Origin of the sequence: Wolbachia endosymbiont (group A) of Conops quadrifasciatus (assembly GCF_964027015.1) — a bacterium.
Classification (GTDB): Bacteria; Pseudomonadota; Alphaproteobacteria; order Rickettsiales; family Anaplasmataceae; genus Wolbachia.
Window position 1 is genome coordinate 803151 of record NZ_OZ034722.1, and the last position, 21066, is coordinate 824216.

Sequence of the window (21066 nt, forward strand, 5' to 3'; positions counted from 1 at the left end):
TTACCTCTTACTTTTGAAGATTAATTTCATTGATACGAAGAACAGTTATATACTGCCTATGACCAGTCTTTCTACGGTAATTTTTTCTTCTTTTCTTCTTAAAGATTATAATTTTTTCTCCTCTACACTGCTCCAATACTTCAGCTTTAACAGTAGCATTAGATGAATAAGATAAGCCATTATTTGAAATACAAATCACCTTATTGATTTCTACCTCTTTTTTTTCTTCAACTTCTAACTTCTCTACTTTTATTATACTGCCTTCTTTTACTAAATATTGTTTTCCACCAGTCTCAATTACTGCAAACATGATAAATATAAATTATTGTTATTAACTTTAATCGTAAACGATGTCATATATGCTGTCAATATAAAAAACATGACTTAATGCTCCTTCTGAGCTACTTAAATACTTCTATAGACCTGCTGCAAAAGGTGATTGAAAAAATAATGTGAGAGAAGTAGAAGAAGAATAAGCAGATTGAGTAAGGTAAAAAAATGAGCTTTAGTTACTATAACATGAAGAAACACCCAAGAAACTTTCGTAATATAACAGGTTTAACTATAGAGGAGTTCGAAAAGGTAGTGGAAAAAGTGAGGTCTGGGTGGGAAAGACTTGAAAAACAGAAAAAGTGCCATGGTAGAAGATCACAACTACCAACTCTAGAAGATAAGTTATTTTGCATAATTTTGTACTATCGCACTTACATAACACATAGATTTTTAGGGTGCCTGTTCAATGTTCACAACGCAAATGTATTTAGGTTACTGAAGAAAATAGAGCCATTACTTGCCAAAAAAGTTACTATAACAAAAGATAGAAGTATGACACCAGAAAAAATACTGAAGATTCTGGCTGATGTTACAGAACAGCAAATACAGAGACCAGAAGATAGTAAAAAACGGAAGAAATCATATTCAGGAAAAAAAAGAACCAACACTATGAAAACTGAGATTGTTATCGAAGAAGGTGGAAGAATTTTATCAGTGTCAAATTCATATCGTGGTAGAATTAATGATTTTCGCATAAGGAAACAAGAAAAATATTTACCAATCGATAGCATAAAATATGCCGATTCTGGATATCAAGGTTGGCAAAAATTGCAAAGCAATGTTATAATTCCATATAAAAAGTATCGTAAAAAGCCATTAACTCCAGAGCAGAAAGAGCATAATAGAAGATTAGCATCATTTAGAATGAGAGTAGAAAATAAGATCCGTGAGATAAAGATATTTAAGATTATGTCTCATGTTTACCGCAATTTTCAGAAAAAATACAACCTGAGGTTCAATATTATTGCTGGTATTGTGAATCTTAAGCACGCCTTTTAGTTAACCTTGATTTTAGTCGCCCTCCTTTCCTTCTTTTTATTGCTTGATTCTCAGCAGGTCTATTGCCACCATAATACTTTCTATACTTGTAAGCATATTTCCTAGCTAACTCACTTTTTCCCACTCCTCCAAGACCACTAATAGTAGCAACCTGCGATATCACCTCTTGCCTACCCGTGCTCCTTTGTAGTGCGTCATGTAAGGCTTTTAATTCACTACTTCTACCAGTAAAAGATGCCACTGGCTCTATTATGCCAAACCAAATCGCTCCTAAAATTTCCTCTCTTATTTTTTCAGAAAACTCATTTATTTCTTCATGTGATAGAAACTTTCCCTCTCTTGCTTTCATCCAATCCAGAACTTCTACCAGAAAGCGACCATAAACGTTCTTTTTTCGATATTATTAAATTCTTTGCCTAACTCATTCTCAATGATTTCCGCTAGTTTTATCTCGTTAGGTTGATTTACTGCAAATACTAATTTATCAAAAAATTCCCTTATATTCTCTTCTAACCTGCCTTCATTTGTCATTCGCTCAAACTCACGTTGCCATACCTGATTTCTTTCCAATTTTCTTTTTGAGTTTTGATCTGATTTACCTTGAAGTTCTTTTATCTCCTTTTCCAATTCTTCTATTGCTTCTTTTACAGCACTCTTAAATGCCGGTTGCACTATTGAAATCATGTTATCGTGAGTACAAGAGAACTTGTATCTCGTACCGCCGTATTTAAAAAAAATATCACTAGTGCTTATTACTTCAACTGCAATTTCTATTCCCTTGTTTGGTCCCGAAGTTTTTACTTTCAACTTTTTTATTGTATTTTGTGTTGTACTTTGAGCTAGATCGAAACCGATATTAGTACAGATAATAAAGTCCTCTAGGTCACCATCTGCAAAATCTTGATTATTTTTAATCTTTAGGTAGGGAACAAAATATTTTGCCAAGCTAAATTCACCACTTTTATCTTTTGAAAGCAATTTGCCTACACCGATTTTTTCGCATTCATTTTGCTTATGTTTGATTTGTATAAACTTACGTATTTTTTTATTTTGCTCATCCTTAAAAACAATATCATCAAAACCCGCAGCTGATTCCATTTCTGTGGCCAAACGGAAAGAATATCCTCTATCTACTGCACATTTGAGAAGCAGCATTACCTACTTTAGTTGATAGATATCACCATAAAGAGACCGCTTTCTTCCCCAAGCAGGATAAGTTTCAGACATCCTCAGCCTCACGTAATTTTAAAAATAGTACCAACAAATGGTAAAAAAGTTATATGTCATGATATACAGATATCGTAACAAAGACCTTGGAATATCTACGAGATGTGCTGTTATGTAAATAAAAAAATGTGACTAATTACTTAATCTTTCACTCAAAATTGAATTCACAACATCAGGGCTGGCTTTTCCCTTAGTGGATTTCATGACTTCGCCGACAAAGAATCCGTATAATCTTGTTTTACCGCTTTTGTATTCTTGAACTTTATCTTGGTTGCTATTAATGATTGTGTCGATAACTTCGGATATTTGACCTTTATCGGTTATTTGCTTTAGGTCCTGCTCTTCTATGATGAGAGATGCAGGTTTGCCAGTTTCAAACATACTATCGAATACTTGTTTGCCAAGTTTAGCAGAGATTGTTCCATCAACGATAAAATCTAAGAGTTCTGACAAAGCATTTGCTTTGATTGGAGAGCTCACAATATCAATATTTGCTTTATTTAAACGACCGAAAAGCTCTACAGTTAACCAGGTGACTGCGAGCTTTGAATCATGTTTTTTTATCAATTCCTCAAAGTAATCAGCAATCGCCTTATCGGAAGTAATGACGTTTGCATCGTATTCATTGATACCTAATTCCTCAATGTATCGCAGCTTTTTTTGATCTGGCAACTCGGGCAAAGATGATTGAATTAAATCAATTTTCTCCTGGCTTACCTCAACAGGTAATAAATCAGGCTCAGGGAAGTATCTATAGTCGCTTGCATCCTCTTTGCTTCTCATCACTTTTGTTTTTCCCAAAGCGACATCAAATAATAAGGTATCTTGACTTATTTCTTCTCCACTTTCTAAAATTTCAATTTGTCTTTGTATTTCATAGTCTATAGCTTGCACAATATAACGTATCGAGTTCAGATTTTTTATTTCACAACGAGTGCCAAATGTATTACTGCCTTTTAGGCGGACAGAAACATTTGCATCACAACGAAGTGATCCCTTTTCCATATCACCATCACACGAACCAGTGTAACGCAAAATCTGCCTCAATTTTTTTATGCATTCTGCAGCTTCTGCAGATGAACGGAGATCTGGTTCTGAAACAATTTCCATTAAAGCAACTCCTGCACGATTTAAATCCACATAAGTTTTGCTTTCCTCATGAACGCTCTTTCCTGCGTCTTGCTCTAAATGAATTCTCGCAATTCTTATTTCCTTTTCATTGTCGTTGATAAATACTCTACCATTTTTAACTATTGGCTCAAAAAACTGGGTTATCTGATAACCTTGCGGTAAATCAGGATAAAAATAATTTTTCCGATCAAAGTAAGAACACTTATTAATTTCTGCAGAAAGTGCAAGACCGGTGCGTATTGCTTGCTCTATGCAGTAATAATTTAGTATTGGCAGCGTACCTGGCATTGCCGCATCAACTAGAGAAACTTGAGTGTTATGCTCAGCACCAAACTCCGTTGATGAGCTAGAAAATAGCTTCGTATTAGAAGAAACTTGAGCGTGCACCTCAAGCCCAATTACCGCTTCCCAATCCTCTTTCGTCATGTATTTTATTTAAATGATAATCTTAATATTCTGCAAAATTAACACAAAAAGTCAAAACAAAACCCACATTTTTATTTTTTGTCTTAACTTTTTAACCTATAGTAATTAAAATATGACCTTACCCAGAAAAAGTGAAGAGAAAGAAAAGGCGTTTTTTTATAATAAAAATGTTTTTTCAAAAGGAGTAGTAATGACAAAAAGAAGAGAATATACAGTTGAGTTTTAATTAGAAGCTGTGTATTAAACAGCGTAGACATTCTGCTATTAATTATTGCATTCCTGAGCAATTTGATTCATTATTCTTTTTGTAAAAAATTTTCTTGACTTTCTCTCTACTTTTTCTGGGTAAGGTCACTTTAAAGGAAGTCTAATAGATGCTACATAGAAATCCAGATGAGTTTCTAAAGTCTATTCCAAAAGATAAGCGCATAATGTGCCTTGACATGGGAGAAAAGCAAATAGGCATAGCATTTAGCGATAAAACACAGCTTATAGCCACAGCTCATAGTGTATATTATAGGAAAAATATGAGCAAAGATTTAGGTTATCTGCATAGAATATTCAAAGAAAATGAAGCTGGATCAATGGTAATAGGACTACCATTAAAAATGGACGAGCAAGAAACTAAATGGTGTAAAACCATAATCCAATTCGCAAATAAAATAATAAAAAAATATAAAGTACATATATACTTACAAGACGAAAGCTTCTCAACATCTATCGCAACTCATACACTAAAAATCACTGGAATATCAATCACAAAATCGAAAAAAATAGATGATAAAATCTCCGCATGTATTATTTTGCAACGAACGTTAGACAAGATAAATACAATCAAATAGTTTTTTCAGATCTGGAAATCTTCAAACTGAATCTCATATAAAAGTTACTCAACAAAACAAGAACCTTTCGTATAAGCATGACAAATTGCTACAGCAAGAGCATCAGCAGCATGGTGACATTTTATACTCAAATTTTTAACTATTTGCTTCACCATAAATATAATCTGATCCTTATCAGCATGGCCATTTCCGGTAATGCTTTTTTTTATATAGTTTGCATCATATTCATTCATAGTTAGCTTTGTTATTTTTAACGCTAAAATTACAACCCCTCTTGCATATCCTAAAGTTAGTGAAGATTTAGGATTTTTATTAACAAAAATTTTTTCTACTGCAGCTTCATTCGGAGAATATTGAAATATTACTTTCTTTAATTTTTCAAAAATTATATGTAAGCGTTCACCTGTACCCAATTTACCATCAGTTGATATGGTACCGCCGCCCAAAAATTCAATATTATTTTTCTCGTTCAGGCTGATAATGGCCCAACCAGTCTTGCTTATCCCTGGATCTAGACCTATTATTTTAACCACTTAATAAACGCTTAACCAATAGACAAACAAAAATAAAAACATCCAGACTACATCTACAAAGTGCCAATACCAGGAGGCAAACTCAAAGCACAAATGGTCCTGAGGTGTAAACTGGCCTTTCCGCGCTCTAAATAAACACACTGATAAAAATATTATTCCTATTATAACGTGTGCGCAGTGAAAACCGGTAATCATATAAAAATTGGATGTATAAATAAGCTTTTCTCCTGTTTCTTGTAGAGAAAAACTCGCTTCATGATACTCTATTGCTTGCACTATTATAAAAAAACCCCCAAGCAATATAGTTATGGACAGCATTTTAATCATGCTCTTTTTATCATTTTCAAGTAAAGAGTGATTTGCCCAAGTAATTGTTGTACCAGAAAGCAATAATATTAATGTATTCATGAATGGTAGTGACCACGGATCAGGTGGCAAAATTCCCTCAGGAGGCCATTCAACTTTTTTTGCAGGAGAAAACGCCTCAAATAAAAAAACTGGATCAAGCCAGGCTTTAAAGAATGAACAAAAGAACACTATAAAAAATACGACCTCCGAGAGAATAAATAAGTACATTGCAAATTTGAGTCCATGTTTTACAATGGCAGTATGACATTTATCATAAATTGCCTCCCTTATTACATCTCTCCACCAGTAGAACAGCACCCCTGATACCGCGAAGATGCCTAAAACTAAACCAAACATTCCGAAAATTTGTTTATGAAGCGCGCCAACTAATCCAAGTGCAAGAATAAGAATTGCTGCTGATATAGCAATTGGCCAAGGACTTGGGTCCACTAAATGAAAATCATGTTCTTTACTTTTCATAGCATTTTAAAAAATACTTACTAATGATACAAATTAGCTTAAAATTGTCAATGTTCCTTAGGAAATTGATTGAATCTTGAAAAATTATATGCACCATTCAAAAAATCTAACACAAATTGTGCAGTTATTCTAAACAACTCAAGCATTTTGCTCTTTTCATTTTCTCTTGCTCTGCTGCAATATCCATCAATAATATTTTCCAAAATAATGCATCCAGACTTTACTGAATCACTGTAACAAAAATAAAACCAATCCCTATATCTATTATTTTTCTTGAATCTATTTTTCATGTTATCAACGACAGTCTTGTATATAAACATGCAAGAATACAAAACCGTCATAGCCTCATAGGTATTACTATACGAGATGGATAAAAGAAAATTAGTGAAATTAAAACACTCAAGAGATTTCTTTCCACGACTTATACTGTACATAGTAAAGTAGTAGTCATATAGCACTCTATTAACAGTCACTGCTCTTTGGGCTACTTCAGTAAACGAGATAATACTACTATAATCTTCCATTCTGGATGAAGTAATTAAGGTGGTACGAATATAATCACCTAAGGGCAACGTCTTTTGTTGAGCATAGAATTTGAAGTTCTCTATATTTAGGGTGTTATTCGCCAACTTAACATTAAAAGGATGCTCAATTATATCCTTTAAAAGATTTGACCCGTAACAGCTCCTAATTATGCCACTGAACACTGTAGTTACCGATAAAGATCAAGTCAACGTAAATAATCCGCTGCTAATATTCTTTGCTAGATATATTAGAGTAATACATCTCATCCCAGAATATTACCTCAAGTTCTAATCCGTTACGAAAAACTCGAGCATCTTTTTCTTCTCCTTATTACTAGATTCTCTCCTAAGAAACTCCCTTAATTAGCTCTTCTTGTTGAACTAATATGTAGCCAAATTCCTGTGCTTTTTTGATTAAATTTTTTACAACTCTCTCTTTGTAACGTGTTTCGTAATAGCTCATTCCTTTTTCCACATACTCTTGTCCATATTTCAACATTTGGTAAAAGATGCATAGACCTGCTGCGAATCAAGCAATAAAAAGAAGGAAAGGAGGGTGACTAAAATCAAGATTAACTAAAAGGCGTGCTTAAGATTCACAATACCAGCAATAATATTGAACCTCAGGTTGTATTTTTTCTGAAAATTGCGGTAAACATGAGACATAATCTTAAATATCTTTATCTCACGGATCTTATTTTCTACTCTCATTCTAAATGATGCTAATCTTCTATTATGCTCTTTCTGCTCTGGAGTTAATGGCTTTTTACGATACTTTTTATATGGAATTATAACATTGCTTTGCAATTTTTGCCAACCTTGATATCCAGAATCGGCATATTTTATGCTATCGATTGGTAAATATTTTTCTTGTTTCCTTATGCGAAAATCATTAATTCTACCACGATATGAATTTGACACTGATAAAATTCTTCCACCTTCTTCGATAACAATCTCAGTTTTCATAGTGTTGGTTCTTTTTTTTCCTGAATATGATTTCTTCCGTTTTTTACTATCTTCTGGTCTCTGTATTTGCTGTTCTGTAATATCAGCCAGAATCTTCAGTATTTTTTCTGGTGTCATACTTCTATCTTTTGTTATAGTAACTTTTTTGGCAAGTAATGGCTCTATTTTCTTCAGTAACCTACATACATTTGCGTTGTGAACATTGAACAGGCACCCTAAAAATCTATGTGTTATGTAAGTGCGATAGTACAAAATTATGCAAAATAACTTATCTTCTAGAGTTGGTAGTTGTGATCTTCTACCATGGCACTTTTTCTGTTTTTCAACTCTTTCCCACCCAGACCTCACTTTTTCCACTACCTTTTCGAACTCCTCTATAGTTAAACCTGTTATATTACGAAAGTTTCTTGGGTGTTTCTTCATGTTATAGTAACTAAAGCTCATTTTTTTACCTTACTCAATCTGCTTATTCTTCTTCTACTTCTCTCACATTATTTTTTCAATCACCTTTTGCAGCAGGTCTTATGTTATATGGATAAACGCTGAAAACTTTGAAGATATGAAAAATTCTTTCTTGAGGTTAGCTGGGGATGATAGATTAGGCATTCCTCCCAAAGATAAGCACGGAAGGGACAAAACGATAGAAGCTATTGTTGAAGAAATATATGCTTTTTTTGCAAGAAGGGGAAGGAGAAGCCTGTTCATTTTTGATAATGCTGAGGAATATAAAGGTATTAAAAGGTTTTTACCTTCATCTTTACATCCTAGGCATAAAAAACCTTATGTTTTAATTACTTCTCGTGACTGTAAGTGGAATGTGAGAGGAGAAGGTGATATAAAAGTAATACAATTAGATGAGTTTGGTGAAGTAGAAGTTTTAGAATTTGTTAGAAAAGCTTTGAACATAGAGAACAATTTACAGGATAGGGAAATAGAAGAGCTAACAAGAGAATTACAATATTTTCCATTAGCTTTAGGACAAGCAGTTGTATATATTCAAGATCGAAATGAGGAATCAAGATTAAGGGGTGATAAGAGATTTAAAATAAGTGATTACTTAAAAGAGTATCAACAAAATGCAGGTGAATTGCTTAAGAAAGGAGTTTATGAAAATGAAGATCGTTATACTAAAACAATTTTAACAACTTGGAACATTACGATGACATATATATGCAAGGAATATGGCTTTGAAGCATTAAGCATTCTTGAAATAATGGCCTATCTTGCTCCTGACAATATACGCATCAAAGAAATTTTTTCAAAATTAATAACAGATGATAAGGAAAAGCTTTGGAATGCTGTTGAGTTACTTAATCGATATTCAATGATTAAATTAAGGGAAGGAGTAGTAAATATCCACAGGCTAGTACAGGAAGTAACAAGATTAAAATTACAAGAGAAAGGCAGAGAAGAAGATACCTTAAGAAAAGTTCTGGAATTGATAAACGGCAGTGATTTAGCAATAGATAATTTTATTCATGTTGCATCTATTTGGGAACATGCAAGTAAGCACAGTAGGGTGATTGATGATTTTTACTTTAACTCAGGTTATGATAGACAAAAATATACACCATTACATTCGCTTGCTGAGAATGGTAGTTGTGGGGCAGTTAAGTGCATTTTAATACATATGGAAGATAAACATCCAGATGAGCTTTATGAAGTCATTAATGCTCAAGACAAGTATGATAGGACCCCATTGCATTTGGCTGCCAAAAGTGGAGGATTGAACATGGTAAAATATCTCATCAACAAGGGTGCTAACATTAGTACTATGTGTAAAGGAATATTTTTTAACGGTACTCCTTTACACATAGCTGCTTTATGTGGAAGTTTTGAGGTAGTAGAGCACCTAGTCGATAAAGGTGCTGATATTGATGCTAGGGACTATTTTTACCGAACACCGTTATACTGGGCTGCTCGGAATGGAGAGTTGGACATAGTAAAATGCTGTGTGGATAAGGGTGCTAATGTTGATACTGAAGATTTATATGGTTGGACTCCGTTATACTTGGCTATTGGGCATGAAAATTTTGATATAGTAAAGTACCTAGTCAGCAAAGGTGCTAACATTAATGTTAAAGACAAAAATGGTAGAGCTATGTTACATATTGCTGCTGAAAATGGAAGATTGGAGATAATGAGGTACCTTATTAGTAAAGGTGCTGACCTTAATACTGAGGATGGAGATGGCAATATTCCGTTACATAAAGCCGTCCAGAATGGGAAATTAAATGTGATAAAATACTTCGTTGGCAAGGGTGCTGATGTTAATGCTAAAAACAGATATGACTGGACTTTGTTACATTGGGCTGCTTATAACGGCCAGTTGGATATAGTGAGATATTTAATTAATAAAAGTGCTGAGATTAATGCTAAAAGTTGGTCTAATGACACTCCGTTGCACCTAGCCGTATGTAGCGGAGTGTTGGATGCGGTAAAGTGTCTCGTTGGTAAAGGTGCTGAGGTTAATGCTAAAAGCAGGTATGGAGGCACTACATTGTGCTTAGCTGCTATGACGGGAAATGTTGATATAGCTAAGGTGCTACTAAAACACAACGCAGACATTAACACCAAAAATAATGAAGGAAGAACAGCATTGCATTATGCTGCTAATAATAATCACCAGGAGCTTGTGGAATTGCTTTTAGCTCATGGTGCATCCTATGACTACTGAAATTTTGCATTTAATTTATAGCTCCGCTTCTGTCAGGCCGTAGGATGACAGAAGTGGGCTTGAATAGCTGTAGTACTATAGCTGTTATACGCCAAAAGTAAGTATTAGATATAACAAATAGAAGAAATTAGATAGAATGTTTAAAGGGGCAAGGATATAAAGGTTTAACTTGAAATAACCTGATAAAATTTGAATCACACTTCCAAGTGCTGGCACCCACGAAAGTAATAAAGTTGCAAAAATTAGCAAATTTTTTGTAACTTTTGGCATTGTATATTCGTTTTCTAATTTGTGGTATGATTTTCGTATAGAGATTGTTATTCTACCTAAGTACCAATTAACTGTTCCACCAAGGCTTGATCCTAGTACTCCAAAAAACAACATCAGTAGTAGATTGTGATGTGATCTAAAGTACAGCATAGCTTCAAACATAAAGCCTTGGTGTATAGGCAAGATTAACGATGATAATAGGCTGTCTTTAAACAGCAGAAAGTAATCTTCCATATAAGTTTACCAAGTTGTTGTACCATCTTCATTGTCAGAAATTGTAATCCCCATTTGTTTCAACTGATCCCTTATTTTGTCTGCAGTATCGTAATTTTTATTTTTTTTTGCAATTTTTCTTAAGTCTATCAACCTTTCTATTTCTTGATGATTTACATCTACAGCAAACCACTTTTCATAACTTGACTCAAGAAGACCAATAAATCTGGCACTCTTAACAAAACTCTCAGTTAATTTAAGCTTTTCACTTTCATTACTCATTTTGTTGATTTTTCCAGCCATTTCATGCAGTATAGCTAGAGCTTCAGGAATGTTTAAGTCGTTTTTTAAAGCGTCTATAAAATCTTTAGAAATCTCTGCGTTACTTTCATCAATATTCGTTGTATCTAAACCACGTAATAACCGATAAAATTTATTTAAGGTTTCCTGTGAATCAGAAATAACGTTTTCTGTCCAATCAAGTGGTTTTCTGTAGTGAGTTTTGAGCAGTGCATAGCGTATTACTTCACCCTTTATTCCACTATCTAGCAAATCTCTTACTTTGACTATATTAAATAAGGACTTGCTCATTTTTTCTTCATTTACTGTAAGAAAGCCGTTATGTATCCAGTATTTTGCAAACATTGATCCAGCAAATGAAGACTTACTCTGTGCAATTTCATTTTCATGGTGAGGAAATTGTAAATCTATACCGCCACCATGAATATCAAAATCTTTGCCAAGATAAGCATATGACATTGCTGAGCATTCTATATGCCATCCAGGCCTGCCCTCTCCCCATGGGCTATCCCAATAACTTGAAAGTTTGTAGTCAATATCACTTGCAGGCTTCCACAGTACAAAATCTCCAGGGTGCTTTTTATTTTCATTAACTTCAACTCTGCTACCCGGAACCAATTCATCAGTTTTTTTTCCTGATAAAGCACCATATTCATGGTAAGATTCTATATTAAAATACACGTGTTTGTCAGATTCGTAAGCGTGGCCTGATTGCAGTAAATGTTCAATTAATTCTATAATATAATCTACGTTTTCCGTTGCTTTTGGCTCGTGTGTTGGCTCTTTACAATTTATGCTTTCCATATCATCATGAAAAGCTTTAATGTAATATGTGGTTATACTTTCTATGTTGCTATTTTTCTCGCTTGCTGCATTAATTATCTTATCATCAATGTCGGTTATGTTACGCACATAGGTAACTTTGCCATAAAAAAACTTAAGTAGCTGAAATAACACATCATACACAACAACAGACCGTGCATTGCCTATATGTGCTGTGTCATATACTGTTGGTCCGCAAACATACATTTTCACATGATCTTTATCGATTGGTGTAAAAAGTTCCTTTTTTTTTATTAAGGTGTTGTAAAGCCTAACCATATACGAAGCTTTTGAGAAAAGAAAATGCCCCAATGATAAGTTGTGGCCCTTTGACTACTACAACAAGAGTAAGCAATAGTCCACACAATGATATTAAAACTCCCAATATGGATAGAAACCCATCTTTACTCATAATACCAAGTGAAATAAGAGTCGTACCAATTGCAGGAATAAAGTTGGTAAGAGGTAATGGAAGAGCTATTGATAATGCACAAAGCAACATTATAAAAGCTAAAATTTTTTCGCCAGGCCCATAAAAAATAAAAGACATTCTTGGTTTCATGAACTTTTCTATTTTTTTTAATGCTGGAGAAGTTTTTTCCACCACAAGAGCTAGTGTTGAACGCTGAAAAGACCTTCTTTCCAACCAATGCGGCATCCAAGGAGAATCAAATCCAAATAGAAGCTGCAGTGAGAATAAGATTAAAGGTATAGAAAGAATAGTTGTATAACCAGGTGGAACCGGTATAGGCACCGATAGCGGCAAGGAGAAGATGATTATTAAAATACCAAAACCGCGCTCATGCAAAGCTGTTTTAATGTCAAACAAAGTTACTTTATCGCTATCATTGTTATTGGTATCTGCAACCTCTTTTAGAATATCAGAAGCTAGTTTTTTATCTTTAGTTAGTTTCTCACTTTTTTCCACAATTATCCTTTAATAAAATATTCCTCCTAAGCTAACATAGTTGTTGCTGTATTTCAATATTTGTTATTTATTTCATACCAACACTTCATCTCTTTCATTTTTTAACCTGACTAAGTTTTTAAACAGATGACATGCACTAAGGTGCATGTCACGAAGTATGAGGACGCTAACGATCTGGTTCATTAGACGATAATTTTTCTGAGTCCTTAAGCTCCTGTTTAAGGTTTTTGATGCCTTTTCCTAAATCACCCATAACTTGCGGTAATCTACCTGCACCAAACAGAACTAAAATTATTATTAAGACTAGAAACAATTGCCATGGTCCTAAACTCATTTTCACCTCCATTTAAAATATTGACCTTTAAATATTAAAACTTGACTGAAGTCAAGTAACACATAGATTATATCACCTTTATTTAATTATAAATCAAGGTTTTTTAATTATTTTATAACAATTCCAAACTAGATTGTTTTCTTGCAGCGAATAAGTGGAAACTTTTCGCTTAACTATAGAGGAGAGGAGAGCTCACTAAAAAACTTTGCTAGCGTATCATCTTTAGGCCTATGGTATATATCGCTAGAAACTCCTGATTGAATAATTTTACCATTTTTCATTACGTAGATAAAATCTGCAACTTTCAATGCTTCTTGCGGGTCATGAGTTACCATTAGCACAGGGATATTTTTACTTCTAAAAAGGGACAATATATGTTGTCTTATTCGGCATTTGAGCAGTATATCCAAATTAGAAAATGGTTCATCTAACAACACAACATCAGGGTTTTGTGCCATCACTCTTGCTATTGCAACTAATTGTTGCTGTCCTCCAGATAAGGCGTTAGGGTACATATTTTCATATTTTTCTATATTGAGTAACTTCAAGATTTCCAATGCAATTAGGTGCTTTTCTCTCTTGGAAGAGCTGCGGATAGCAAAGGTTATATTTTCTACTACTGTTTTGTGAGGAAATAATGCAGAATGCTGAAAAATCAATCCGATATTTCTATGCTCTATAGCGACTGATGCCTTATTGCTTGCAACTAACCTATCATTTATAAAAATAGTTCCAGATTTTGGATTTTCTATCCCTGCAATTAATTTCAAAATTGTTGACTTGCCACAGCCAGAATGCCCCAATAAACATGCAACACTTCCTTTTTTTACTTTAATGTTTATATTGCTTAAAGCAAAGTCGTCTTGATTGTTATAGAAATAACCAATGTTGTTAACTAGCATTAATCTTACTTAAACCATGTTATTAAATATAATAGCATTATATTCAAGAAGTACAGAAATGTTTCTTGTCGTCATAAATTGGTTATGCAAGAAATCTAGAAAAGAGAAAGATTTTTTGCTATAACTTTACATAAATGGTAGGAAACACGGGACTATAGCTCAGCAGGATAGAGCGTTGGACTCCTAATCCGAAGGTCGTGCGTTCGAATCGCACTAGTCCCACCACATTGCTTCACAAATTTCATGGAGATTTTTTTTCACAAATACACACACCTATTCCAGTTTCAAGCACTGGAATGACAAGTTCTTGGCAACCCCTACGTCATACCGCGATTCATTCGCGGTATCTCTTAGCATAAGACCTGCTGCAAAAGGTGATTGAAAAAATAATGTGAGAGAAGTAGAAGAAGAATAAGCAGATTGAGTAAGGTAAAAAAATGAGCTTTAGTTACTATAACATGAAGAAACACCCAAGAAACTTTCGTAATATAACAGGTTTAACTATAGAGGAGTTCGAAAAGGTAGTGGAAAAAGTGAGGTCTGGGTGGGAAAGACTTGAAAAACAGAAAAAGTGCCATGGTAGAAGATCACAACTACCAACTCTAAAAGATAAGTTATTTTGCGTAATTTTGTACTATCGCACTTACATAACACATAGATTTTTAGGGTGCCTGTTCAATGTGCACAACGCAAATGTATGTAGGTTACTGAAGAAAATAGAGCCATTACTTGCCAAAAAAGTTACTATAACAAAAGATAGAAGTATGACACCAGAAAAAATACTGAAGATTCTGGCTGATGTTACAGAACAGCAAATACAGAGACCAGAAGATAGTAAAAAACGGAAGAAATCATATTCAGGAAAAAAAAGAACCAACACTATGAAAACTGAGATTGTTATCGAAGAAGGTGGAAGAATTTTATCAGTGTCAAATTCATATCGTGGTAGAATTAATGATTTTCGCATAAGGAAACAAGAAAAATATTTACCAATCGATAGCATAAAATATGCCGATTCTGGATATCAAGGTTGGCAAAAATTGCAAAGCAATGTTATAATTCCATATAAAAAGTATCGTAAAAAGCCATTAACTCCAGAGCAGAAAGAGCATAATAGAAGATTAGCATCATTTAGAATGAGAGTAGAAAATAAGATCCGTGAGATAAAGATATTTAAGATTATGTCTCATGTTTACCGCAATTTTCAGAAAAAATACAACCTGAGGTTCAATATTATTGCTGGTATTGTGAATCTTAAGCACGCCTTTTAGTTAATCTTGATTTTAGTCACCCTCCTTTCCTTCTTTTTATTGCTTGATTCTCAGCAGGTCTATAGATCCCGCTAACACGTAGCGGGATACTTGACCTTTACAGGGATGACGGTTGTCGTTTAGTTATAAATATTTAAGAAATTTACTCCTAAGAAACTCCCTTAACTAGCGCTTCTTGTTGAACTAATATGTAGCCAAATTCCTGTGCTTTTTTGATTAAATTTTTTACAACTCTCTCTTTGTAACGTGTTTCGTAATAGCTCATTCCTTTTTCCACATACTCTTGTCCATATTTCAACATTTGGTAAAAGATGCATGCTAATTTTCTTGCTGTAGAAGTAATTGCTTTTATTGCTCCTAGCCGTTTTTTTAATCTCCTACAATATGCACCCAATGCACTTTTACTATTTCCCACAGCATAAGCAGCCATTCGCAAGGCATTCGTAGCACGATTAATAACTTTACGAGTTTTTGTTCAAAATACTTTTTCTCCTGTAATCTTATTAGCAGGGCTAAGCCCTAACCATGAGGTAAAATGCCTTTCTGATCGCCATTTATTATGATTAATGCCAACTTCCGCAATAATGGTTTGTACAGTTAGTACATCAAATCCAGGAATTTTAGTGAAATCTATACCAGTTACACGATACAATTCCTCACGCAGGGTGAAATTTGGTCTGCCTCTTCTAGACTTATTTTTTTCCTTACCTAACTCTTTACTCTCATCGGACTTCGTCTCTAATGCTTTGTAATAGTTCTCTATACTTTTATCACATTCAATTATTTTTTCTTGAAAAAAATTATATGCTTCATATTCTTGCTTTAATACAAATAAATGTTCTTCTCTATAATCGCCTGTTAATGCTTTTGCTATAGTAGCCTTATCATTCTTCATATTCACACTTCTGAATTCAGCTAGTTTTTTAGGATTCCTTTCACCTTCTACTATTGCTTTAATAATTTGCATTCCTGTGACGCCAGCAATATCGCTTGTCACTTTATGTAAATGAATATTCATTTGTACTAACACCTTTTGCATGCGATTAATATGTTTAGCAGCGTTTTCAATTAAGTTTTTACGTTGCCGAACATAACCACGCAATACACACATTTGATCATCTGGCCTAAATGATCCTTGGATTAACCCATAACTATGTAGTTGTTGAAGCCATTGACAATCCTGAACATCTGACTTTCTTCCAGGTACATTTTTTACATGTCTTGCATTTGCAAGCTTTACTTCAAGTCCATATGATTCAAGTACTTGGAACAAAGTAATCCAGTATACTCCTGTTGACTCCATGGCTACTGTAGTAACTTTACATTTCTTCAGCCATTTTGCTATGTTATGGAGATCCTCTGTAAAGCAGCTAAATTTTTGTATACGCTGTTCATCACTTCCTTCTGGTACACATACATAATGTACAGCTGAACCAACATCTATTCCTGCTGCATCAGGATTCATGATCTCTAATTTACTTTTTGCTTTTTTCATAGTAACTCCCTTATTATAATTTGTAATAGGGAAACGCTTCAGCTTGGAACGGTTAGATAATACAATCTCCTAACCGAGGTAGCCTAAAAAACTCCATCAATGATTTGACCGTTCCTCCCAAAACCATGCTAAACGACGGGTACTTATGGCACCAGTGAAAATTTCGGTTATAACTTCAGAGGCGCTTCCTATACAACTATACTTAAAAACTACTAAAAACTTAAATTGAGGAGTTTCTTCCTGGTTTGACAGATTTCTTCTGTTCGGTGCTATACGGAAGATAAAATCAATAGTGCAAAAAGCAAGCTAGGTACTTCCTTTAACAAAGAAGCAGTTAGAAGGGTAATAAATAAGTTAGTGGAAGATTATCTTAAAATTTTACCTACTAGCCTTGGAGTAAAAGAATCGTTGTTGTCCTATATGAGATGTATTGATATTGATGACTACAGAGGAAGAATGAATTATGAGGCAGTAAATCATAGAATTATTAGTAGAGCAGATGAGGTGATCGTAAAGAAGTCAATTGTACAAAATAATCTGAGTGATGATGTAGAAAGAGGTTTGCAGTACATAGTGGACAATATGCATGTATCTCTTCTTGCTGCAGTAGAGCAAGAGATGTTGAATGAAATAGCAGAAAGAGCAGCAAATCATAGGGAAAGAGACAGTAAGAAAAAAGACTTAGAGTTGCTGGCAGTATGCAATGGAGGAGAATTTCAAGATAAACTATCTTTACCAACGGATCTTGGTTTTTCAGAAATTGAACGGCTGTATAAGGATATGCTATCTATAAAGTTCACAGAGCTAGGGAAAAATGACTCAAGCACACTATACGATAAGTTACCTTTATTAGAGTTAGAAGAAATAAAAGAAGCCTTTCCTGTTTCTGTTACTGATGACATCTTAGGGAATATGGAAGAGAGTCTGAACAAGTATGTTGAAATAGTAAAGAAGGCGAAAAAGGATATAGTTAGTAAAGTTTTTGGAAAACAAGAAAATGTAGAAAGGTTATGTGAATTGGAGGGAGAACTAGAATTTAGTTTCATGTAATGGCTTCTTCACCCTGCTTATTATAGACAGTACCAAGAGATAAAAATGTTTGTTGAGTGCAAAAACTTTATTCATGATAGTATCGATAGTCAAAGGAATTTATCATTTCGCGAAAAACTTGAAGAGCAACTAAAAAAGCTGGATAAATCAAAGCGTGAAGAACTGGAAAGATTGCTGTTGTCTTCGGTTGATAATGAATTTCAATCATTAGCAGATAAGTTAATTGATTATAAAGATAAATTAAGAAAGAAGCCTGGAGAAAAATCTTCTGTAACAAAGGCGTTTAATCCTTCTTATTGGGTATCTTACATAAAAAGAGAGAAAAAGAGTATTGAAATGTGTGAAGAGGCTTTGCGTAAAAGCGTTGCTACAGGAGATGATGAGTTGTTCTATCGAGTAATAGAAGATATTAAGAAAGACTCTAAGTATATATGGGTGTTTCAGGTGAATGGAACGTTGTTTAACAGCGTATATAAAACTCGACATGATTCACAAAAAAGAATGTTGTCATTTAGAGAACTTGCGGAGAATTTTATTGGCAATCGTAAAAAGTACATAGCTGATCAACAAGATGAGTATAAAATAAGAAAGGCAACAGCAGAACAGCATCAAGTTAATGTGGAACTTTTTCAAAAAAAATATAGATGATCAGGTAAAGAAAAATAGATTGAGTGAAGGTAAGAGAGCAGCAGAGGCAAAAGTTGAAATGGAAAGAGCAGAAAAGAAAGCTATTGATTTACTATATGATGAAGCAGATGATCAAGACATATCAAGAAAAAGAATAAAACAAAATAAGGATATACAAAAGTTTTTAGAGTGCCAGTATACTTTTCTGGTTTTAAACGAAGGTTATACAACAAAATTTAAGAGTCTCTGTAGAGAGTACAAAAACTTAAGAAGAGAAGTAAAGGAGCCTGACTTTGAAAGATTATCAGGACTTGCAAATGAGTTTGAGAAATTAAGCAGAAGTTTTGTTGAAAGAGAGAAGGAAGAGGAAGAGTCAAGAGAGAATGTACCAGAATGTAATGACCAGAATATTGATAGACTAAAGATCAGTATAGTAATGAGGGTAGTACAAGCAAGGGATGTAGCAGAGAGAGAAAAGGACGGTAGAAAAAGAAAAAACTGAGATAGAGGAAAGAGTAAAACAACTGCAAATGCAAGCACCGAATTCTACGTATAGCACCGAACAGAAGAAATCTGTCAAACCAGGAAGAAACTCCTCAATTTAAGTTTTTAGTAGTTTTTAAGTATAGTTGTATAGGAAGCGCCTCTGAAGTTATAACCGAAATTTTCACTGGTGCCATAAGTACCCGTCGTTTAGCATGGTTTTGGGAGGAACGGTCAAATCATTGATGGAGTTTTTTAGGCTACCTCGGTTAGGAGATTGTATTATCTAACCGTTCCAAGCTGAAGCGTTTCCCTATTACAAATTATAATAAGGGAGTTACTATGAAAAAAGCAAAAAGTAAATTAGAGATCATGAATCCTGATGCAGCAGGAATAGATGTTGGTTCAGCTGTACATTATGTATGTGTACCAGAAGGAAGTGATGAACAGCGTATACAAAAATTTAGCTGCTTTACAGAGGATCTCCATAACATAGCAAAATGGCTGAAGAAATGTAAAGTTACTACAGTAGCCATGGAGTCAACAGGAGTATACTGGATTACTTTGTTCCAAGTACTTGAATCATATGGACTTGAAGTAAAGCTTGCAAATGCAAGACATGTAAAAAATGTACCTGGAAGAAAGTCAGATGTTCAGGATTGTCAATGGCTTCAACAACTACATAGTTATGGGTTAATCCAAGGATCATTTAGGCCAGATGATCAAATGTGTGTATTGCGTGGTTATGTTCGGCAACGTAAAAACTTAATTGAAAACGCTGCTAAACATATTAATCGCATGCAAAAGGTGTTAGTACAAATGAATATTCATTTACATAAAGTGACAAGCGATATTGCTGGCGTCACAGGAATGCAAATTATTAAAGCAATAGTAGAAGGTGAAAGGAATCCTAAAAAACTAGCTGAATTCAGAAGTGTGAATATGAAGAATGATAAGGCTACTATAGCAAAAGCATTAACAGGCGATTATAGAGAAGAACATTTATTTGTATTAAAGCAAGAATATGAAGCATATAATTTTTTTCAAGAAAAAATAATTGAATGTGATAAAAGTATAGAGAACTATTACAAAGCATTAGAGACGAAGTCCGATGAGAGTAAAGAGTTAGGTAAGGAAAAAAATAAGTCTAGAAGAGGCAGACCAAATTTCACCCTGCGTGAGGAATTGTATCGTGTAACTGGTATAGATTTCACTAAAATTCCTGGATTTGATGTACTAACTGTACAAACCATTATTGCGGAAGTTGGCATTAATCATAATAAATGGCGATCAGAAAGGCATTTTACCTCATGGTTAGGGCTTAGCCCTGCTAATAAGATTACAGGAGAAAAAGTATTTTGAACAAAAACTCGTAAAGTTATTAATCGTGCTACGAATGCCTTGCGAATGGCTGCTTATGCTGTGGGAAATAGTAAAAGTGCATTGGGTGCATATTGTAGGAGATTAAAAAAACGGCTAGGAGCAATAAAAGCAATTACTTCTACAGCAAGAAAATTAGCATGCATCTTTTACCAAATGTTGAAATATGGACAAGAGTATGTGGAAAAAGGAATGAGCTATTACGAAACACGTTACAAAGAGAGAGTTGTAAAAAATTTAATCAAAAAAGCACAGGAATTTGGCTACATATTAGTTCAACAAGAAGCGCTAGTTAAGGGAGTTTCTTAGGAGAATAAAAAAACGCCATACTTGAAAGTATAATGTAAGTAACTAGCCAACCACGGGGCTTCTTTTGCCTTTTTTTTTATTTGGTAAATTTCTTAAATATTTATGGCTAAACGACAACCGTCATCCCTGTAAAGGTTAAGTATCCCGCTACGTGTTAGCGGGATCTAGAGATACCGCGGCAGTATGACGTAGGACT

21 protein-coding genes, 1 tRNA gene and 2 pseudogenes are annotated in these 21066 nt (G+C 34.1%); 9 read left to right on the top strand and 15 right to left on the bottom strand.

All coding sequences use genetic code 11. The features are described 5' to 3' along the window. Window positions 1-7 precede the first annotated feature (7 nt). Window positions 8-310: a 50S ribosomal protein L21 gene (rplU, locus tag AAGD69_RS04245; RefSeq protein ID WP_096617066.1), complete on the bottom strand. Its 303-nt coding sequence runs from the start codon at window positions 308-310 to the stop codon at window positions 8-10. Window positions 311-519: 209 nt separating this feature from the next. Between rplU and AAGD69_RS04250 the strand changes: the two genes are divergently transcribed. Continuing rightward, window positions 520-1332: a transposase family protein gene (locus AAGD69_RS04250; protein WP_410529816.1), complete on the top strand. Its 813-nt coding sequence runs from the start codon at window positions 520-522 to the stop codon at window positions 1330-1332. Here the strand turns inward: AAGD69_RS04250 and AAGD69_RS04255 are convergent. The 3 genes from AAGD69_RS04255 to gatB form a co-directional block, all read right to left on the bottom strand. Further along, a complete protein-coding gene (locus AAGD69_RS04255; protein ID WP_341811756.1) occupies window positions 1316-1681 on the bottom strand; it encodes a hypothetical protein in 366 nt (121 codons plus the stop codon). The two genes, AAGD69_RS04250 and AAGD69_RS04255, sit on opposite strands and share 17 nt — an antisense overlap. Before the next feature lie 14 nt (window positions 1682-1695). Beyond that, window positions 1696-2430, bottom strand: coding sequence for a hypothetical protein (locus tag AAGD69_RS04260; RefSeq protein ID WP_341811757.1), 735 nt, complete (start codon window positions 2428-2430; stop codon window positions 1696-1698). 261 nt (window positions 2431-2691) lie between these two features. Further along, the gene (gatB, locus tag AAGD69_RS04265; protein WP_341811758.1) at window positions 2692-4116 is read right to left on the bottom strand and encodes an Asp-tRNA(Asn)/Glu-tRNA(Gln) amidotransferase subunit GatB; all 1425 of its coding nucleotides are present in this window, start codon (window positions 4114-4116) and stop codon (window positions 2692-2694) included. 374 nt (window positions 4117-4490) lie between these two features. Between gatB and ruvX the strand changes: the two genes are divergently transcribed. Further along, entirely contained in the window at window positions 4491-4958 is a 468-nt protein-coding gene (gene ruvX / locus AAGD69_RS04270; protein WP_253309368.1) for a Holliday junction resolvase RuvX, read from the top strand. A gap of 44 nt (window positions 4959-5002) precedes the next feature. Here the strand turns inward: ruvX and ruvC are convergent, their stop codons facing one another. The 5 genes from ruvC to AAGD69_RS04295 all read right to left on the bottom strand — a co-directional run bounded on the left by ruvC (window position 5003) and on the right by AAGD69_RS04295 (window position 8232). After that, window positions 5003-5491, bottom strand: coding sequence for a crossover junction endodeoxyribonuclease RuvC (ruvC, locus tag AAGD69_RS04275; protein WP_341811759.1), 489 nt, complete (start codon window positions 5489-5491; stop codon window positions 5003-5005). Next, window positions 5492-6319 (bottom strand): cytochrome c oxidase subunit 3, encoded by an 828-nt coding sequence (locus AAGD69_RS04280; protein WP_341811760.1) that lies wholly within the window; start codon window positions 6317-6319, stop codon window positions 5492-5494. Between the two features lie 47 nt (window positions 6320-6366). Then, window positions 6367-7026, bottom strand: a complete 660-nt coding sequence (locus AAGD69_RS04285) for a TenA family transcriptional regulator (protein ID WP_341811761.1) — start codon at window positions 7024-7026, stop codon at window positions 6367-6369. A 163-nt stretch (window positions 7027-7189) separates the two neighbouring features. After that, window positions 7190-7342 carry a hypothetical protein gene (locus AAGD69_RS04290; RefSeq protein WP_410529817.1) on the bottom strand — a complete coding sequence of 51 codons (153 nt, stop codon included), beginning with the start codon at window positions 7340-7342 and terminating at the stop codon, window positions 7190-7192. Window positions 7343-7419: 77 nt separating this feature from the next. Then, window positions 7420-8232 (bottom strand): transposase family protein, encoded by an 813-nt coding sequence (locus tag AAGD69_RS04295; protein ID WP_410529818.1) that lies wholly within the window; start codon window positions 8230-8232, stop codon window positions 7420-7422. Between the two features lie 136 nt (window positions 8233-8368). On the opposite strand from AAGD69_RS04295, the gene AAGD69_RS04300 reads away from it, so the two are divergent. Continuing rightward, window positions 8369-10486, top strand: a complete 2118-nt coding sequence (locus tag AAGD69_RS04300) for an ankyrin repeat domain-containing protein (protein WP_341811763.1) — start codon at window positions 8369-8371, stop codon at window positions 10484-10486. Window positions 10487-10570: 84 nt separating this feature from the next. Here the strand turns inward: AAGD69_RS04300 and AAGD69_RS04305 are convergent, their stop codons facing one another. The 5 genes from AAGD69_RS04305 to AAGD69_RS04325 all read right to left on the bottom strand — a co-directional run bounded on the left by AAGD69_RS04305 (window position 10571) and on the right by AAGD69_RS04325 (window position 14255). Continuing rightward, complete coding sequence (locus AAGD69_RS04305; protein ID WP_341811764.1) at window positions 10571-10990, bottom strand: DedA family protein; 420 nt, start codon at window positions 10988-10990, stop codon at window positions 10571-10573. A gap of 6 nt (window positions 10991-10996) precedes the next feature. Continuing rightward, entirely contained in the window at window positions 10997-12370 is a 1374-nt protein-coding gene (cysS, locus tag AAGD69_RS04310) for a cysteine--tRNA ligase (protein ID WP_341811765.1), read from the bottom strand. After that, window positions 12363-13019 carry an exopolysaccharide biosynthesis protein gene (locus AAGD69_RS04315; protein WP_341811766.1) on the bottom strand — a complete coding sequence of 219 codons (657 nt, stop codon included), beginning with the start codon at window positions 13017-13019 and terminating at the stop codon, window positions 12363-12365. The genes cysS and AAGD69_RS04315 overlap by 8 nt, the downstream gene beginning before the upstream one ends. Window positions 13020-13185: 166 nt before the next feature. Then, window positions 13186-13353 carry a twin-arginine translocase TatA/TatE family subunit gene (locus AAGD69_RS04320; protein ID WP_006013840.1) on the bottom strand — a complete coding sequence of 56 codons (168 nt, stop codon included), beginning with the start codon at window positions 13351-13353 and terminating at the stop codon, window positions 13186-13188. A gap of 173 nt (window positions 13354-13526) precedes the next feature. Further along, entirely contained in the window at window positions 13527-14255 is a 729-nt protein-coding gene (locus tag AAGD69_RS04325) for an ABC transporter ATP-binding protein (protein ID WP_341811767.1), read from the bottom strand. A 148-nt stretch (window positions 14256-14403) separates the two neighbouring features. Between AAGD69_RS04325 and AAGD69_RS04330 the strand changes: the two genes are divergently transcribed. Further along, a tRNA-Arg gene (locus AAGD69_RS04330) sits at window positions 14404-14480 on the top strand. Window positions 14481-14713: 233 nt separating this feature from the next. Continuing rightward, window positions 14714-15526 carry a transposase family protein gene (locus AAGD69_RS04335; protein WP_410529819.1) on the top strand — a complete coding sequence of 271 codons (813 nt, stop codon included), beginning with the start codon at window positions 14714-14716 and terminating at the stop codon, window positions 15524-15526. A gap of 148 nt (window positions 15527-15674) precedes the next feature. Here AAGD69_RS04335 and AAGD69_RS04340 read toward each other — a convergent pair. Beyond that, a pseudogene (locus tag AAGD69_RS04340) lies at window positions 15675-17021 on the bottom strand (IS110 family transposase). A 357-nt stretch (window positions 17022-17378) separates the two neighbouring features. Here AAGD69_RS04340 and AAGD69_RS04345 point away from each other — a divergent pair. From AAGD69_RS04345 to AAGD69_RS04360, 4 genes and pseudogenes are all read left to right on the top strand, one after another. Then, on the top strand, window positions 17379-18071 hold the full coding sequence (locus AAGD69_RS04345) for a hypothetical protein (RefSeq protein ID WP_341811769.1): 693 nt from the start codon (window positions 17379-17381) through the stop codon (window positions 18069-18071). A gap of 45 nt (window positions 18072-18116) precedes the next feature. Continuing rightward, window positions 18117-18719, top strand: a complete 603-nt coding sequence (locus tag AAGD69_RS04350; RefSeq protein WP_341811770.1) for a hypothetical protein — start codon at window positions 18117-18119, stop codon at window positions 18717-18719. After that, a complete protein-coding gene (locus tag AAGD69_RS04355) occupies window positions 18688-19200 on the top strand; it encodes a hypothetical protein (RefSeq protein ID WP_341811771.1) in 513 nt (170 codons plus the stop codon). Before AAGD69_RS04350 ends, AAGD69_RS04355 begins: the two co-directional genes overlap by 32 nt. Before the next feature lie 323 nt (window positions 19201-19523). Beyond that, window positions 19524-20870: pseudogene (locus AAGD69_RS04360) on the top strand (IS110 family transposase). The last annotated feature ends 196 nt before the right edge of the window (window positions 20871-21066 follow it).

What these genes read in the sequence shown, in the direction of transcription:
- AAGD69_RS04325 (WP_341811767.1), bottom strand. Translation starts at nt 14,255, where the DNA reads ATGCTAGTTAACAACATTGGTTATTTCTATAACAATCAAGACGACTTT.
- AAGD69_RS04295 (WP_410529818.1), bottom strand. Translation starts at nt 8,232, where the DNA reads ATGAAGAAACACCCAAGAAACTTTCGTAATATAACAGGTTTAACTATA.
- rplU (WP_096617066.1), bottom strand. Translation starts at nt 310, where the DNA reads ATGTTTGCAGTAATTGAGACTGGTGGAAAACAATATTTAGTAAAAGAA.
- gatB (WP_341811758.1), bottom strand. Translation starts at nt 4,116, where the DNA reads ATGACGAAAGAGGATTGGGAAGCGGTAATTGGGCTTGAGGTGCACGCT.
- AAGD69_RS04280 (WP_341811760.1), bottom strand. Translation starts at nt 6,319, where the DNA reads ATGAAAAGTAAAGAACATGATTTTCATTTAGTGGACCCAAGTCCTTGG.
- cysS (WP_341811765.1), bottom strand. Translation starts at nt 12,370, where the DNA reads ATGGTTAGGCTTTACAACACCTTAATAAAAAAAAAGGAACTTTTTACA.
- AAGD69_RS04320 (WP_006013840.1), bottom strand. Translation starts at nt 13,353, where the DNA reads ATGAGTTTAGGACCATGGCAATTGTTTCTAGTCTTAATAATAATTTTA.
- AAGD69_RS04335 (WP_410529819.1), top strand. Translation starts at nt 14,714, where the DNA reads ATGAAGAAACACCCAAGAAACTTTCGTAATATAACAGGTTTAACTATA.
- AAGD69_RS04355 (WP_341811771.1), top strand. Translation starts at nt 18,688, where the DNA reads ATGTGGAACTTTTTCAAAAAAAATATAGATGATCAGGTAAAGAAAAAT.
- AAGD69_RS04255 (WP_341811756.1), bottom strand. Translation starts at nt 1,681, where the DNA reads ATGAAAGCAAGAGAGGGAAAGTTTCTATCACATGAAGAAATAAATGAG.
- AAGD69_RS04250 (WP_410529816.1), top strand. Translation starts at nt 520, where the DNA reads ATGAAGAAACACCCAAGAAACTTTCGTAATATAACAGGTTTAACTATA.
- AAGD69_RS04305 (WP_341811764.1), bottom strand. Translation starts at nt 10,990, where the DNA reads ATGGAAGATTACTTTCTGCTGTTTAAAGACAGCCTATTATCATCGTTA.
- AAGD69_RS04260 (WP_341811757.1), bottom strand. Translation starts at nt 2,430, where the DNA reads ATGGAATCAGCTGCGGGTTTTGATGATATTGTTTTTAAGGATGAGCAA.
- ruvX (WP_253309368.1), top strand. Translation starts at nt 4,491, where the DNA reads ATGCTACATAGAAATCCAGATGAGTTTCTAAAGTCTATTCCAAAAGAT.
- AAGD69_RS04300 (WP_341811763.1), top strand. Translation starts at nt 8,369, where the DNA reads ATGAAAAATTCTTTCTTGAGGTTAGCTGGGGATGATAGATTAGGCATT.
- AAGD69_RS04290 (WP_410529817.1), bottom strand. Translation starts at nt 7,342, where the DNA reads ATGTTGAAATATGGACAAGAGTATGTGGAAAAAGGAATGAGCTATTAC.
- AAGD69_RS04350 (WP_341811770.1), top strand. Translation starts at nt 18,117, where the DNA reads ATGTTTGTTGAGTGCAAAAACTTTATTCATGATAGTATCGATAGTCAA.